This window comes from Niallia endozanthoxylica, assembly GCF_008710145.1.
Lineage (GTDB): Bacteria > Bacillota > Bacilli > Bacillales > Cytobacillaceae > Bacillus_BD > Bacillus_BD endozanthoxylica.
Map to the genome: position 1 here is coordinate 122,697 of NZ_VYKL01000037.1, position 15,031 is coordinate 137,727.

The 15,031-nt window shown below is 39.0% G+C and carries 12 protein-coding genes; 9 read left to right on the forward strand and 3 right to left on the reverse strand.

Annotation, left to right across the window (positions count from 1 at the left end):
* Position 1: 1 nt before the first annotated feature.
* The 7 genes from F4V44_RS21395 to ald all read left to right on the forward strand — a co-directional run bounded on the left by F4V44_RS21395 (position 2) and on the right by ald (position 8,965).
* Positions 2–1,009 carry a cyclodeaminase gene (locus F4V44_RS21395; protein WP_150442040.1) on the forward strand — a complete coding sequence of 336 codons (1,008 nt, stop codon included), beginning with the start codon at positions 2–4 and terminating at the stop codon, positions 1,007–1,009.
* A gap of 29 nt (positions 1,010–1,038) precedes the next feature.
* Positions 1,039–2,235 (forward strand): M20 metallopeptidase family protein, encoded by a 1,197-nt coding sequence (locus F4V44_RS21400; protein WP_150442041.1) that lies wholly within the window; start codon positions 1,039–1,041, stop codon positions 2,233–2,235.
* A 37-nt stretch (positions 2,236–2,272) separates the two neighbouring features.
* Entirely contained in the window at positions 2,273–3,724 is a 1,452-nt protein-coding gene (locus F4V44_RS21405) for an aldehyde dehydrogenase family protein (protein ID WP_150442042.1), read from the forward strand.
* A gap of 88 nt (positions 3,725–3,812) precedes the next feature.
* The gene (locus F4V44_RS21410; RefSeq protein ID WP_150442043.1) at positions 3,813–5,150 is read left to right on the forward strand and encodes an aminotransferase family protein; all 1,338 of its coding nucleotides are present in this window, start codon (positions 3,813–3,815) and stop codon (positions 5,148–5,150) included.
* 280 nt (positions 5,151–5,430) lie between these two features.
* Complete coding sequence (aspA, locus tag F4V44_RS21415) at positions 5,431–6,855, forward strand: aspartate ammonia-lyase (protein ID WP_396897510.1); 1,425 nt, start codon at positions 5,431–5,433, stop codon at positions 6,853–6,855.
* 47 nt (positions 6,856–6,902) lie between these two features.
* The gene (locus F4V44_RS21420; RefSeq protein WP_150442045.1) at positions 6,903–7,706 is read left to right on the forward strand and encodes a fumarylacetoacetate hydrolase family protein; all 804 of its coding nucleotides are present in this window, start codon (positions 6,903–6,905) and stop codon (positions 7,704–7,706) included.
* Positions 7,707–7,831: 125 nt separating this feature from the next.
* Positions 7,832–8,965 (forward strand): alanine dehydrogenase, encoded by a 1,134-nt coding sequence (gene ald / locus F4V44_RS21425; RefSeq protein WP_150442046.1) that lies wholly within the window; start codon positions 7,832–7,834, stop codon positions 8,963–8,965.
* Between the two features lie 329 nt (positions 8,966–9,294).
* Here ald and F4V44_RS21430 read toward each other — a convergent pair whose 3' ends face one another.
* Entirely contained in the window at positions 9,295–9,834 is a 540-nt protein-coding gene (locus F4V44_RS21430) for a PepSY domain-containing protein (protein WP_191090798.1), read from the reverse strand.
* A 412-nt stretch (positions 9,835–10,246) separates the two neighbouring features.
* Positions 10,247–12,007: a pyruvate kinase gene (pyk, locus tag F4V44_RS21435; protein ID WP_150442048.1), complete on the reverse strand. Its 1,761-nt coding sequence runs from the start codon at positions 12,005–12,007 to the stop codon at positions 10,247–10,249.
* A 159-nt stretch (positions 12,008–12,166) separates the two neighbouring features.
* Here pyk and F4V44_RS27570 point away from each other — a divergent pair, with 159 nt between their 5' ends.
* The gene (locus F4V44_RS27570) at positions 12,167–12,358 is read left to right on the forward strand and encodes a hypothetical protein (RefSeq protein ID WP_191090804.1); all 192 of its coding nucleotides are present in this window, start codon (positions 12,167–12,169) and stop codon (positions 12,356–12,358) included.
* Complete coding sequence (locus tag F4V44_RS28450) at positions 12,316–12,456, forward strand: substrate-binding domain-containing protein (protein ID WP_150442049.1); 141 nt, start codon at positions 12,316–12,318, stop codon at positions 12,454–12,456. Before F4V44_RS27570 ends, F4V44_RS28450 begins: the two co-directional genes overlap by 43 nt.
* A 442-nt stretch (positions 12,457–12,898) precedes the next feature.
* Here F4V44_RS28450 and F4V44_RS21445 read toward each other — a convergent pair whose 3' ends face one another.
* Complete coding sequence (locus F4V44_RS21445) at positions 12,899–14,341, reverse strand: NADP-dependent glyceraldehyde-3-phosphate dehydrogenase (protein ID WP_150442125.1); 1,443 nt, start codon at positions 14,339–14,341, stop codon at positions 12,899–12,901.
* Positions 14,342–15,031 lie beyond the last annotated feature (690 nt).

The following is a 15,031-nucleotide window of genomic DNA, read 5'->3' on the forward strand; positions in this document are numbered from 1 at the left end:
TTTGAAAATCTTTACAGAAAGCGACATTCGCTCTTTTATCAAGTTAAACAAAGAAGTGATTCACATCATCGAAGACGCTTTTAAGCAATTAGTGATAAATCAAGTGGTGATGCCCCCAATTATGCGTATTGATGTGAAGGAAAATAACGGAGAAGTGGACGTGAAATCAGCGTATATTCCAAATAAAGATTTTTTCGCTATAAAGGTTTCCTCCGGTTTTTTTTATAATTATCAATTGGGCCTGCCAAGTGCGAATGGCTTCATGATGCTCATTAGTACGAAAACGGGTGAGCCCAAATCCTTTTTACTAGACAATGGGTATTTAACAGAAATCCGAACGGCAGCAGCAGGAGCCATTGCAGCCAAACATCTAGCAAAAGAAGCTGTGACTACTGTCGGAGTCATTGGGACGGGAGCACAGGCAAGATATCAAATGAGAGCGCTTAAACTCGTTCGTGATTACAAAGAAATCCGAGTATATGGCCGATTGGAATCGAATGTTCAGAAGTTTAAAGAGGAGATGGAGGCTGCCTTGCATATCACAGTCATCCCAGCCTCCTCTCCTGAAGAGGTTGTAAAACTTAGTGAAATTGTCGTGACAACCACACCTTCGAAAAGTCCGATTATAAAATCAGAATGGCTTCATCCTGGCCTTCATATTACGGCGATGGGATCGGATGCTGAAGATAAACAAGAACTGGAAGGCGCAGTTATTGCCAAATCAGATCGATACGTGTGCGACTCTAAGGCACAGTGTCTTCGGCTAGGTGAACTCCATCATGCGGTGAGAGAGGGGCAAATGAATAAAGCGTATCCTGTCATTGAGCTTGGTGAAATCATTGCTGGAAAATCTCCAGGAAGAATCAATGATCATGAAGTAACCGTCTGTGATTTAACAGGCACAGGTGTGCAGGATACAGCTATCGCTCTCTATGCTTATCATTTGCTTGAATCCTTTGAAACCATTGGTATGACGGTTGATAATCATAAACAATTGACAGTGATGTAGGATAATCAGAAAAGGAGGTACTTTCATTCATGATTGTAACGAATGACCTTGTTAAAGAGGCAAAGGTAATTGAAAAACAGCTTGTAGGCTGGAGGAGACATCTTCATCAATACCCCGAATTAAGTTTTCAAGAATATGAAACGGCTAAATTTGTTGCTGAAACATTGAAGGAGATAGATGGCGTTTCTATTCAAACCAATATTGCTAACACAGGAATTGTAGCAACCATTTCTGCTGGAGAAGGAAAAACAGTGGCGATTCGTGCTGACATGGATGCCTTGCCTATAACGGAAAAAAATCAACATGGCTTTCAATCACAACATCCAGGTGTAATGCATGCTTGCGGTCATGACGCCCATACAACGATTTTACTTGGTGCTGCAAAAATTCTAGCTAAAAAAGCAAAAGAAGGGTCCTTTCAAGGAACGGTAAAGCTCATTTTCCAACCTGCGGAGGAAGCGACAGATCACGAAGGTTTATCCGGGGCACCACGCATGATGCAGGAGGGGATACTGGAAAATGTAGAGTCCATTATTGCTCTTCATCTGTGTCCATGGGAGCCTGTAGGAACCATACAGATGAATGATGGCTATAGCATGGCAAATGTAGATGTTTTCCATGGGAAAATTAGAGCGACAGGCGGGCATGGGGGATATCCGCATTTAGGCACGGATCCCATTTGGATGCTAGGATCTTTCCTGCAAGCATTTTATGGGATTATCTCTAGAAAAATATCTGCACTAGATACAGCCGTTGCGAGCATTGGTCAAATCGAGACGGGAACTGCCAGCAATATCATTCCTGAAGAAGTATCCATAACAGGTACATTAAGGACCTATTCACCTGAAGTCAGAGATCAACTGGCGAAAGAGGTGGAGCAAGCATTTAAAGTGGTTCAGCCATTCGGAGGATCCTATACATTCGAAGTGGAACGCGGGGAGCCCGCCTTAAATAATAATCCAAAAGTAAATGAAATGATAAGAGAGGCGGCAAAAGAATTATACCCAGCGATAAAAATCGTACAAAAACCTTTTGGACTTGGCGGAGAAGATTTCGGATATATGACAAGACAGATTCCAGGGGCCATGTTCTTTCTTGGATGTGCACTGCAAGATGGAATTTCACGTGACTTGCATACCAATATTTTTGATATTGATGAAGGCTGTTTGCCAATGGGCGTATCCATTCTTGCAGAATCGGCTCTTAAACTACTAAAGCAGGATTAATCATTCTTTTATAACTTCTAAGGAAGGTGTGATGTTTATGAAAACGGAAGTACTTGGCACGAAAATGTTCCTTGCGGGTGAATGGATCAGTAAAGAGGAAACGATTGCAGTATTAAACCCTCAAGACAATTCATTTATTACAAATGTTCCTGCAGCATCAGCAGAAGATATGCTATTTGCCATTGAACAAGCGAAAGAAGGGGCTCAAAAGGCTGCTTCGATGCCCGTTCACCAAAGGATCAGTATCTTAAACAAGGCTGCCAATTATATAAATGAAAATAGCGAAAAATATGCTGAAACGATTGCGCTAGAAGGCAGTAAAACGATTCTTCAAGCAAGAGCTGAAGTGAACCGCTGTATCCAAACATTGCAAATATCAGCTGAAGAAGCAAGACGTATACAAGGAGAAACGATTCCTTTCGATCAAAGAGAAGGAAGTGAGGATCGCCTTGGCTATTATTATCGTTTTCCAATAGGAATCATTGCCGCCATTACACCTTTTAATGACCCACTCAACTTAGTTGCACATAAAGTCGGTCCTGCTATAGCCTCAGGAAATGCCATTATTGTTAAACCGGCAACTGTTACGCCTTTGAGTGCTCTTCTTTTAGCGGAAGCCTTTGAAGCTGCAGGTCTGCCCCCTAAAGTAATCTCTGTTATCACAGGACATGGAGGAGAAATAGGCGATATACTAATTACTCATCCAGCCATTCGGATGGTTTCCTTTACAGGCGGACTCGAAACGGGAGAAAGAATTGCCCATAAAGCAGGTTTGAAAAAGATTAGCATGGAGCTTGGATCCAATTCTCCTGTTATCATTTTGAAGGACGCTGATCTTCCAGATGCTGTTGAAGCGACCGTTTCAGGGGCGTTCTATGCAGTGGGACAAAATTGTCTAGGAGTCCAGCGTGTGTATATTGAACAGGATATTTACGATGAATTCTGCTCAGAGTTTATTGCTCGGGTAGGGCAATATCGAGTGGGCGATAAGATGTTGGAAACAACGGACATGGGTCCAATGATTAATGAAAAGGAAGCGATAAGGGTAGAAAAGTGGGTGAATGAAGCCGTTGATAAAGGTGCCACTCTCCTAATTGGAGGCAAGCGTGAAGGGGCATTTTATTCTCCGACCGTCTTAACAGATGTACCGGCAGATTGCACCATCGCACAGCAGGAGATATTTGGACCAGTTGTTTTATTATACCCTGTGGATGATTTTGCATCTGCCATTGAAAAATCCAACGATGTGGACTATGGATTGCAGGCTGGAATTTTTACAAGAGACATTGAAAAAGCATTTGAAGCCATCGAAAAAATGAATGTTGGCGGAATTATGATTAATGACAGCAGTGATTATCGGATTGACGGTATGCCATTTGGCGGTGTGAAGGGATCTGGACTGGGAAGAGAAGGTGTGAAGTTTGCTATCCAGGAGATGACAGAGCCAAAGGTCGTTAGTTTTAAGCTGAATTATAAAAAATCGATGTAATTGTCATGCCAATCTTTTACTAGTCTTAAAAAAACTCAATAGATGAAAAAATACAATTAAAAAGTTGATACGGGAAGGGGAAATTACGATGTTATTACAAGTAACTGAAAGCGCGCAAAAAAAATACGAGGAATTAGCAGAACTTGATAAGAAGCATTTCTTTCATCCATCTACTTCATTTAGACAGCAAAAGGCAGAAGGCCCAGGATTTATTTTTACAGAAGGAAAAGGAATCTATTTAAAAGATATCAGAGGAAGAGAAGTCATTGATAGTTTATCTTCTTTGTGGAATGTAAATATCGGTCATGGAAGAGAAGAACTGGCCATTGCAGCGATGGAGCAAATGAAAAAACTAGCTTACAGCTCAACATTCGCAACGAACAGCCATGAACCAGTCATTCGATTAGCAGCAAAAATTGCTGAAATGGCCCCGGGAGATTTAAACTATACATTCTTTACATGCGGTGGTTCAGAATCAAATGACACTGCATTTAAAACAGCACGTTACTACTGGAAGATGAAAGGTTATAAAAATAAAACAAAAATCATTTCTCGCGGCAAATCTTATCATGGTGTATCCATTGGTGCTTCACCTGCTACAGGATTGTTCCCATTTAGAGATTTCCCGGGTTTATCTCAAGATCACTTATATGTAGATTCATCCATTGAGGCACTGAAAGAAATGATCGAGCGTGAAGGGGCAGAAAACATTGCGGCAATCATTTCAGAACCAGTTCAAGGTTCTGGCGGCGTTAACTTACCACCATCACAAAACTTCTTTAAAGAAGTTCGTGAGATCTGTGATCAAAACGATATCCTGTTCATTGCTGATGAGGTGATTAATGGTTTCTACAGAACGGGTAAAAACTTTGGAATCGACAACTTTGATGTGGTACCTGATATGATGGCCATTGCGAAGGGGATTACGAGTGGTTATGCTCCACTTGGAGGGGTAGTATTCACGGATCGATTGAAAGATGAGTTAACGGAACTGACAGAAGGTAACTTCTACCACGGATATACGTATAGCGGTCATAACACTGCCTGCGCAGTAGCCCTTAAAAACTTAGAAATTATCGAACAAGAAAAATTAAATGAAAATGTAAACCTAATGGGGGCAGAATTGCTAAAAGGATTCAAATATTTAGAGCAAACTCACGAAGAAATTGGAAACATTCGTCAAATTGGTTTGCTTGGTGCTATTGAAATTTTTAAAGACAGAGAAACAAAAACAACCTTCGAAGAACCGGTATCACTAAAGGTAGTAGAGGAAGCTCTTAAGCATAATATGATTGGCCGCGCCATTGTTTATGAGGGTCAAGATACGATTGCATTTGCACCGCCATTCTGTATCACAAAAGATGAAGTAGAAAAAATGATTTCGATTATTGATACTTCCTTAACAGCAGTTAAACAAAGACTTTAATAGAAAGAACATTTAATGTCTTTTATTATATGGGAATCTACTATTAATAGTCAGAATTATCAATAAATTTAATACTGCCATTAACCATTTAAGGTAAGGTAAATACTCTGAAGTTCGTCCAAGTGCATTTGCGAGGAATCACCCTGTTCAATGGTACGAAAAAATCGGCTTTCATTTACGGAAGTAATGGGCGAGTAGACCTTTTCCAATACCGATTACATCGCATCATGTAAAGGCAGGGTGATTGATATATAAGGTGGGTAGCATTGTGGTAAATACGATTGAAAAACAAGAGGTACGAGTGGAGAAGGATTTTTTAGGATCAAAAGAAGTTCCTAAGCAAGCTTATTATGGGATACAAACACTGCGTGCCGTTGAAAACTTCCCAATAACAGGCTATAAGGTCCATGAAGAACTGATTAAAGCTTTAGCTATAGTTAAAAAGGCTGCGGCTCTTGCTAATATGGATGTGAAGCGTTTATATGAAGGGTTAGGAAAGGCAATCGTCCAAGCTTCAGATGAGATTATTGAAGGAAAAAGAAATGATGAATTCCTTGTTGATCCTATCCAAGGTGGAGCCGGTACATCCATGAACATGAATATAAATGAAATGATTGCTAACCGTGCTCTTGAACTGCTTGGGCATGAAAAAGGGTCATATATGCATTTAAGTCCAAATAGTCATGTCAATATGTCGCAATCAACCAATGATGTATTCCCAACGGCTATTCATATAGCCACGCTTAATTTATTAGAGAAACTATTAAAAACGATGAACAGTATGCAAGCTGTATTTCAGGAAAAGGCCCAAAAATTTGACCATATCATAAAAGTGGGACGGACCCATTTACAAGATGCGGTTCCAATCAGACTTGGTCAAGAGTTTGAAGCCTATAGTCGTGTGTTAGAGCGTGACATGAAACGCATTAAGCAATCACGTGAACATTTATATATGGTAAATATGGGAGCAACAGCTGTAGGAACAGGATTAAATGCGGATCCTCGTTATATTAAAAAGGTTGTGAGTTACCTAGCGCACATAAGTCAGCTTCCATTACAAAGTGCTGATCACCTTGTTGATGCTACCCAAAATACAGATGTTTATACGGAAGTTTCTGCTAGCTTAAAGGTTTGTATGATTAATATGTCTAAGATTGCTAATGATATCCGATTAATGGCTTCTGGTCCTCGTGCAGGATTAGCTGAACTTATCTTACCAGCTCGTCAACCTGGCTCATCTATTATGCCTGGAAAGGTCAACCCAGTCATGCCTGAAATGATTAATCAAGTAGCCTTTCAAGTCATCGGTAACGACCATACCATTTGTCTAGCTTCAGAAGCAGGTCAGCTTGAACTAAATGTGATGGAGCCTGTTCTCGTATTTAATTTGCTTCAGTCAATCAGTATTATGAATAATGCATTCCATGTTTTTACAGAACATTGCTTAAAAGGCATTGAAGCAAATGAGGCACGTTTAAAAGAGTACGTAGAAAAAAGTGTAGGGATTATTACAGCTGTAAATCCACATATTGGATATGAAGTAGCAGCACGTATTGCTAGAGAGGCTATCTTAAATGGAAAACCCGTACGGGAGCTATGTTTGCAATATGATGTATTAACTGAGGAAGAACTTGAATTAATTTTAAATCCATATGAGATGACAAAACCTGGAATTTCAGGAGCGGCTCTATTGGATAAGGATTGAATCAACGATTTGGGCAAGGTTTTAAATTATAGATGGAGTGGGTGTGTATGGTAACACAGGTATTACAAAAAATGCAGACAATTGTTCGTTATCAGAATCATACCGGTAAAATATATTACGGAATTGTTGAGGCTGATGAAATTTTACAATTGCAAAGTGATTTCTCTGAAATTGTAAACAATGAATTAAAATTTGATGGTGTAAGACTTAAATATAGTGATGTGAAAATTTTGGAGCCTGTATCACCCTCAAAAGTGATTAATTTCGGCTGGACATATGCTGAACATGCAAAGGAGACTGGGGGAAAGGCTAATCTTAAAGAACCATTTCTGTTTTTAAAGCCAACATCTTCCTTGATTCCAAATGAGGGGGAAATTATTCTTCCTTCCAGTGATTTAACCAAACAGGTTGAAATGGAGGGGGAAGTGGCACTCGTTATTGGAAAACACGGAAAAAATATAAAAGAAGAAGAGGCAATGGATTATGTTTTTGGCTGTACCATTTTTAATGATGTAACTGCAAGAGATCTTACAAAAACGGATCCTCAGTTCACACGCGGCAAAGGTTTTGACACCTTTGGTCCATTGGGCCCGTGGATTGTAAAAGGTATAGATCCAACCAATTTACAAATCGTTACAAAACTTAACGGTCAAGTTGTACAAGATGGGAATACAAATCAGATGTCACTCTCCATTCCATACCTGATTAGTTGGATTTCACAAATTATGACTTTGGAACCAGGTGATGTGTTGGCTACTGGTTCGCCTTCTGGCAGTTGTCCAATGAAGTCAGGCGACGTCGTGTCGGTGGAAGTAGAGAATATCGGTAAACTATCTAATTATGTAATCTAGTATTCTTATTTTTGACCTGCATGTGTAAGACGAAGGCTTGGCTGTGTCTCACTTAAAGGAGTTTTGTTTTTTTAACAGTGCATAAATCTATGATAAAAAATCGAATGGAAGAAGGAGTTTTTAAGATGATTATTGGGGTACCGAAAGAAATTAAAAATAATGAAAATCGTGTAGCTATTACTCCGGCTGGAGTGACGACATTTAAAAATAATGGACATGATGTATGGGTGGAAACAGGTGCTGGTTTAGGAAGTGGATTTGCAGACAACGATTATATCGATGCAGGTGCCATAATTGTATCTTCCGCACAAGAAGCATGGTCTGCTGAAATGGTAATCAAGGTAAAAGAACCGCTTCCTGCAGAGTATGATTATTTCCGAGAAGGTTTAATTCTTTATACTTATCTCCACCTTGCTCCAGAACCTGAGTTAACCAAGGCATTAATAGATAATAAGGTTAATGCCATTGCTTATGAAACAATCCAATTAGAGAACGGCTCTCTTCCCTTGTTGACTCCGATGAGTGAAGTAGCGGGCAGAATGTCTATTCAAATCGGGGCACAATTCTTAGAAAAATCCAAAGGTGGAAAGGGAGTTCTTTTAGGTGGCGTACCTGGCGTTTCACCGGGAGAAGTGGTTATTGTAGGAGGAGGTATTGTTGGAACGAATGCTGCTAAAATGGCCCTTGGTTTGGGTGCAAGGGTAACTTTACTGGATATTAATGCGGATCGTCTTCGTCAACTGGATGACCAATTCCAAGGGCGCGTAAAGACTTTGATGTCCAATAGTCATAATATTGCAGAGGCAGTAAAAACGGCGGATCTACTGGTTGGTGCGGTCCTCATTCCAGGTGCACGTGCTCCTCGATTGGTTACAGAAGAAATGGTGAAAAACATGAGTCCAGGTTCAGTAATCGTTGATGTTGCTGTTGATCAGGGTGGATCCATTGAAACGATTGATCGAATTACAACACATAATGAACCCACGTATGAAAAGCATGGTGTTCTCCACTATGCTGTAGCGAATATGCCTGGAGCGGTGGCACGCACATCGACTCTCGCATTAACGAATATGACGATACCTTACGGTGTGCAGATTGCAAATAAAGGATATAGACAAGCTGCATTAGATAATAAAGCTTTGGCTAAAGGTATTAATATTATAGATGGCAAAGTGACATATAAAGCAGTGGCTGAAGCACATGGTTATAACTATATCTCAATTGATACAGTATTGCATGATCAAACTATTTCTATCTAAACGAAACAATAGGGTGTCAGGCATCAAAAATGGACATTTTTATGTTCTTTGTATTTTTGGGGAGGACAAGGCTAAAGGATGCTAATCATATCTACTTTAACAATCAAAGGAATTTGTCTCCATTTGTTTCCTTTCCTAATATGATACTACGTCAAGAAAATCTGTGTCTATTTTCTTGACGTAGTATCAATGGATCTCTGCTCTTTGTCTTGATTTTATAAAACAATAAGGGATGAACATAAACAATAAAGCAAAAAACAAGAGTCCTTTTATTGACATAAGGCTCTTGTTTCTTCATGTATAATATCATTTTTACTACGCTCACTTAATTAATCATCCCACTCAACTTCAAGTACTTTTCCAGTGGATGCATCGATTTCAACTTCTGCTTCTCCACGATCCGTTTTTAATTCTACTTCATATTTGATAAACCCATCGTCCTCATCCTTGCTAATCTCTACCACCTTTCCATTTACTGCTTTTTCAGCAATGGTAGTGGCATCGGCTTGGGAAATGGTATTTTTATTGGTTTGATCACCGTTTGAAAGATTCGTATTATCATCATTGTCGTCATCCATATCATCACGGTCAACTGAGTAGACTTCTCCAGAATAAGCATCAATGTACAAGTCATAATCTACATTATTTTTTTCAATATCCACTTCGTACATCACTTTATCTAGTTCTTTTTCTAGTTCAATACTTTGTAATACACCATCTACTTCTTGAAGTACAATTTTTTCAACTTTATCTGTGCTAAGGAATGTTTTCTCATTCTTTGCATTATCATTATCCGCAGCACCAACAGCAAATGCACCCCCAAATACAAGAGCAGCTCCTAAAGTACCAATTAATACTTTCCTTTTCATATTTATTTCCTCCTTCAAATTCATAACTTATTTTCTATACTCTTACTATATCCTTGAAAAATGAGAATCTAGAGAAGGGAAGATTAGAAATTGATGAGAAAGTGAAAGATAGTGTATTAGTAATCATAAAGAAGTTTAAATAAACTATAAAAATCAATGATAGATTCAATCTATAATTAAGTTAAATTAAGTAAATATAAAAAGGACTAGAGTTCTAGTCCCTGAACCTTCATTAATTTATCTCATTTGAACTTTGGATTTTTAATCAGTGAATATCAATTTTTTTCCTCATACGCTTTCCGTATATCTGAGCTTTCTGTTCATTTAAAAAAGAAAAACGATAAAGCTATCTTCCCTCGATTGCTTTATCGCTTACTTAATAAGTAATCTTTAACAGTCTACGTACTTTTTATCATAGAACAGAGGCATGTCCATTATAAATGACACCTCTTTGCGCATCTACAGTTATATCCTGATTATCTTTTAATAAATCAACAACGCCTTCGACACCAACAAGGACAGGAATACCCAAGTTCAAGCCAACAACCGCAGCATGGCTGGTAAGCCCACCTATCTCTGTAATAAGAGCGGCACATTTTTCAATGGCTGGAACCATCGTCTTATCCGTTCCTTTCATTACAAGTATCGACCCGTCTTGTACTTTTACCAAGGCTTCTTTTGCACTCTTTGCAATCACCGCTTTCCCATATGCAGACTTACGTCCAATCCCTTGACCTTTCGCTAAAACATCACCAACTATATGAATCTTCATTAAATTTGTCGTGCCCGCTTCGCCGACAGGAACACCCGCTGTGATAACAACCAAATCGCCATGAGAAACAAATCCGCTATTTAAACTTACATCGACTGCATCTTCAAGCATTGCATCTGTTGAATGAATTACTTTTCCCATTTGCGGATAAACTCCCCATACTAACGCTAGTCGCCTTAACACATAATCATTTGCTGTTACAGCAGCAATCGGTGCTTTTGGACGATATTTCGCAATCATACGTGCAGTATAACCGCTATCAGTCGGGGTGATAATAGCATTTGCATCTAAATTTAAAGAAGTATGTGCCACAGATTGGCCAATCGCATCAGTAATCGTATTTTCACTATCCTTACTATGCTTGGATAATAGCTTTTTATGATCTAATACTGACTCTGCACGTGAAGCGATATTATGCATGGTTTGGACTGCCTCAACCGGATAGCAACCTGCAGCTGTCTCACCTGAAAGCATGATGGCATCTGTACCATCAAAAATAGCATTTGCCACGTCACTTGCTTCTGCACGGGTAGGACGCGGGTTCCGCTGCATGGAATCAAGCATCTGTGTTGCCGTAATCACCGGTTTTCCTAATGCATTGCATTTTTTGATTAAGTTTTTCTGAACCAACGGGACTTCCTCTGCTGGAATCTCGACACCAAGATCGCCGCGGGCAACCATTAGTCCGTCAGAAACCTCAAGAATTTCATCAATATTATCTACACCCTCTTGGTTTTCAATCTTAGGAATAATTTGAATATAGGTTGCATGATTTTCTTCAAGCAACTTTCTAATTTCTAACACATCAGAGGCTCTTCGAACAAAGGAGGCTGCGATAAAGTCTACACTTTGCTCGATTCCAAAGAGGATATCATTTGTATCCTTTTCGGTAATACCAGGTAATTTAACAGACACGCCAGGCACATTTACACCTTTTTTGTTTTTTAACGTTCCGCTGTTTAGTACTTTTACATGAATATGATTGTTAGATTTATCGATTTTTTCTACTTCCAGACCGATTAATCCATCATCTAAAAGAATTTTGGAGCCCACTTCAATATCGTCAATTAACCCCTCATATGTAACAGAGAACATTTCAGAGGTTCCTTCCACTTCCTGCATTGAAACGATACTAGAGCTTCCGGCTATCAATTCAATTGATTCATTCACCATATTGTGTGTTCGTATTTCAGGACCCTTTGTATCCAACAGAATCGCAATATTCTTTCCTGTTATCTGGGCCGCTTCGCGAATATTTTGGATTCGCTCTCCATGCTCTGTATAATTACCGTGCGAAAAATTTAATCGAGCGACATTCATACCAGCCTCCATTAACTGCGTCAGCATTTCTACACTTTCACTAGCAGGTCCGATTGTACAGACAATTTTTGTTTTGCGCATTTTATAACCTCCGGTAATCTTACCTTATACATTGTATTGTTTTTCCATTTAGTATCTCATTCACCTTATCCATAACTGCATCCAAAAGGGGGAGCTAATTTTCGACTACTAGCCTCTAAAGCGCTGCATCTGAAATGGATGATCCAAGGAGAATTAGTTTTGAATGATTTTTTCCGAAAAGGATTTTATAATGAAAAGTATGTACACGTTGGAAAATTCTCAGTTGATAGCGGGAGTCAATTAATGCAAAAGGCATTAGAAGAACATAAAGAAGATCTTCTGACTGCGTTTTTGTTCGAGGTGACTCAATGGCTATCGGTGCTTTGCGAGCTCTTCATGCTGCAAATATAATAGTTCCTGACAAAGTGAGTATCGTTGGTGTAAATGACATTAGTGTTTCAAGATATGTCTACCCCTCGTTAAGTACAGTAAAGGCATATACTGAATGAATGGGTGAAACGGTCGTTGATTTTCTGCTGGAACAGTTTGCTGGCAGATAAATACCGAAAACTTTCAGTATATCGACTTGGCTTGAAATTCGTGGGAACTCTAAGTAGAAAACGATGTTAAATTAATAATTATCTAAACATAGCCAAATGAAATTGTTATCAAAAGACCATTCCAACTCCATGTGAATCTAATCGGGATGGTCTTTTTTATGTTTTATTAAACAAACTGTTGCCTTTTAGGTGAAAATATTAAGTAAAACTTTTAGTAAAATTGAAAAACAATAATCGTTTTTAATAACGAGGTTTCATGTTCCTATTTATAGAAATAGGCAATAGTTGTGTGATGAATGATAAGAAAGCATCCTACCTAGCTGGACCAATGGTACCAACAATTTTTGTATTTCTAATTCTGCTCATCTCTCCTATATAGAAAGACTTCTTGTTAATCAGCAAGGTTTAATACTAGTACCTTTTCACGAGTCATCGATTCAAGGCTCTTACGAATGCCTTGTACCCCCATACCGGATCCCTTCACACCGATAAATGGGAAATGGTCTGGGCCACGCTCTGTACGCCCGTTAATTTGCACAGAACCTGTGTCAATTTTATTAGCAATCGCAAACGCACGGTTGATATCTTTTGTAAAGACACTTGCTTGTAAGCCAAACTCTGATTTGTTTGCGATATGAATGGCTTCTTCGTCTGATTTTACACGAATAATTGGCAGGACAGGTCCAAATGGCTCTTTCCACGCAACATGCATATTTCCTGTCACATGATCAAGAAGGGTTGGATAAATTAAGTTTTGCTCACGTTTATTACCGGTCACAACCGTTGCTCCTTTTTGAATGGCATCGTAAATTAATCCTTGTACAAAGCTGGCTGAGTCATTATCAATTAATGGAACGATGGTACTTTCTTGTTCCGGAGAACCAACGGATAATTTCTCTACTTCTGCTTTCAGCAGTGTAACAAGCTCATCCGCTACATTTTCATGCACTAATACACGTTTAATCGCTGTACAACGTTGGCCAGAGTATGAGAACGCACCGCTGATAATTTGTAATGCAGCCTCATGTAAATCTGCATCCTCGCATACAATACCAGGATCTTTACCGCCAAGCTCAAGAACCAGTGGAATCATTTTGGCTTTTTCGGCTAAATGGACCCCTGTATTTGTACCGCCCGTAAACGAAATCATGTTAATGCCTTCATGCTCTACTAGATAATCACCAATCACAGCACCGCGGCCTGTTACCAAGTTGACTAGACCTTTAGGCAATCCAGCTTTATCAAGGGCCTCAATCATCTTTACTCCGCTAATCGAGCCTTGCGTTGCTGGTTTAAAGATAACAGCATTTCCTGCCATTAGTGCTGGAGCTACTTTTGCAGCAGCCAAGTTGACTGGATAGTTAAACGGTGCAACTGCTAATACGACGCCTAATGGGACACGTTGAGTGATCGCCACTTTTGATGCCGCTCCACCTGGAAAGCTATCACCTCTCATGCTTTCACCGTGCATATGTAACGCTTCTTCAATCGTGTAACGAATAAAATCGGCAGTACGTACCACTTCTTTTTGTGCATCTTTACGACCTTTTCCTACTTCTTTCATAATGATTTCGGCGATTTCTTCCTGCATGTTAACCAATTCGTCTGCCCATTTATATAAATACGCTGCACGTTGCTGCAGAGAAGTTTCTGCCCATTCCTTTTGTGCCTCATGAGCAAAACGAATAGCTTCATCTACTTCTTTTTTCGTAATAGCTTGAACCTTTCCAATTACTTCATCAAGGTAAGGTGATACTATGTCAATCGTTTGCCCCGATTCACTTTCTTTCCACTCTCCGTTTGCATAATACTTATAAGTTGATAAGGTTAACACGTTTTCTGTCATCAAAATTCCTCCTTAAATTATAAATGACTCTATAATGACTACCTGTAGTGCAAAAAATAAAGGGATGAAAAACGTCCCTATAGGACATAAAACGTCCCATTTGGTACAAAAAAATAATCTTTTAAATAATCTTTCACTTGTGGATTTTACTTTAACAAAGTAAGAATTATCTGTCAATATTTTTTCTGAATTGTATGTAAACTATCTTATTTCTTTTCGTTCTAGTAATTATATTATTTGATACGCGTTTCCATAACATTAAATGTTTCAGATAGACGCGCTATTGTAATGGAGGATATCGTTAAGGAACAATCCTAATCCTAAAGGAGTTATCACGACAACGGATTATCTGGCTCTTCCAGCATTAGATAGCATTTACGAGCATGGTCTTGAATTACCTATGACCGGAACCAATGGTATCACGGAAATGCTTGAAAATATTAAGGAAGGAAAACTCTCCATTTCAGTATCGCAAAACCCATATGATAGGGGGGTATCTAAGTGCTGAAACAGCAGATAAAGTGCTAAGAGGCGAGAGGATAAAACAGAATATAGATAGTGGAGTAGATATTATTACAAAAAGTAATGCCGAGCAGTGGCTGGAATTTTACAATAATATACTAAAGTAATTTATTTCAGTTTCTTTTAGAGTCCCTATGTTATGTGAGGGACTATTTT

Coding starts and splice junctions, on each gene's coding strand:
- F4V44_RS21420 (WP_150442045.1), top strand. CDS start 6,903: ATGGTAACACAGGTATTACAAAAAATGCAGACAATTGTTCGTTATCAG.
- ald (WP_150442046.1), top strand. CDS start 7,832: ATGATTATTGGGGTACCGAAAGAAATTAAAAATAATGAAAATCGTGTA.
- F4V44_RS21400 (WP_150442041.1), top strand. CDS start 1,039: ATGATTGTAACGAATGACCTTGTTAAAGAGGCAAAGGTAATTGAAAAA.
- F4V44_RS21410 (WP_150442043.1), top strand. CDS start 3,813: ATGTTATTACAAGTAACTGAAAGCGCGCAAAAAAAATACGAGGAATTA.
- F4V44_RS21430 (WP_191090798.1), bottom strand. CDS start 9,834: ATGAAAAGGAAAGTATTAATTGGTACTTTAGGAGCTGCTCTTGTATTT.
- F4V44_RS21405 (WP_150442042.1), top strand. CDS start 2,273: ATGAAAACGGAAGTACTTGGCACGAAAATGTTCCTTGCGGGTGAATGG.
- F4V44_RS28450 (WP_150442049.1), top strand. CDS start 12,316: ATGGCTATCGGTGCTTTGCGAGCTCTTCATGCTGCAAATATAATAGTT.
- pyk (WP_150442048.1), bottom strand. CDS start 12,007: ATGCGCAAAACAAAAATTGTCTGTACAATCGGACCTGCTAGTGAAAGT.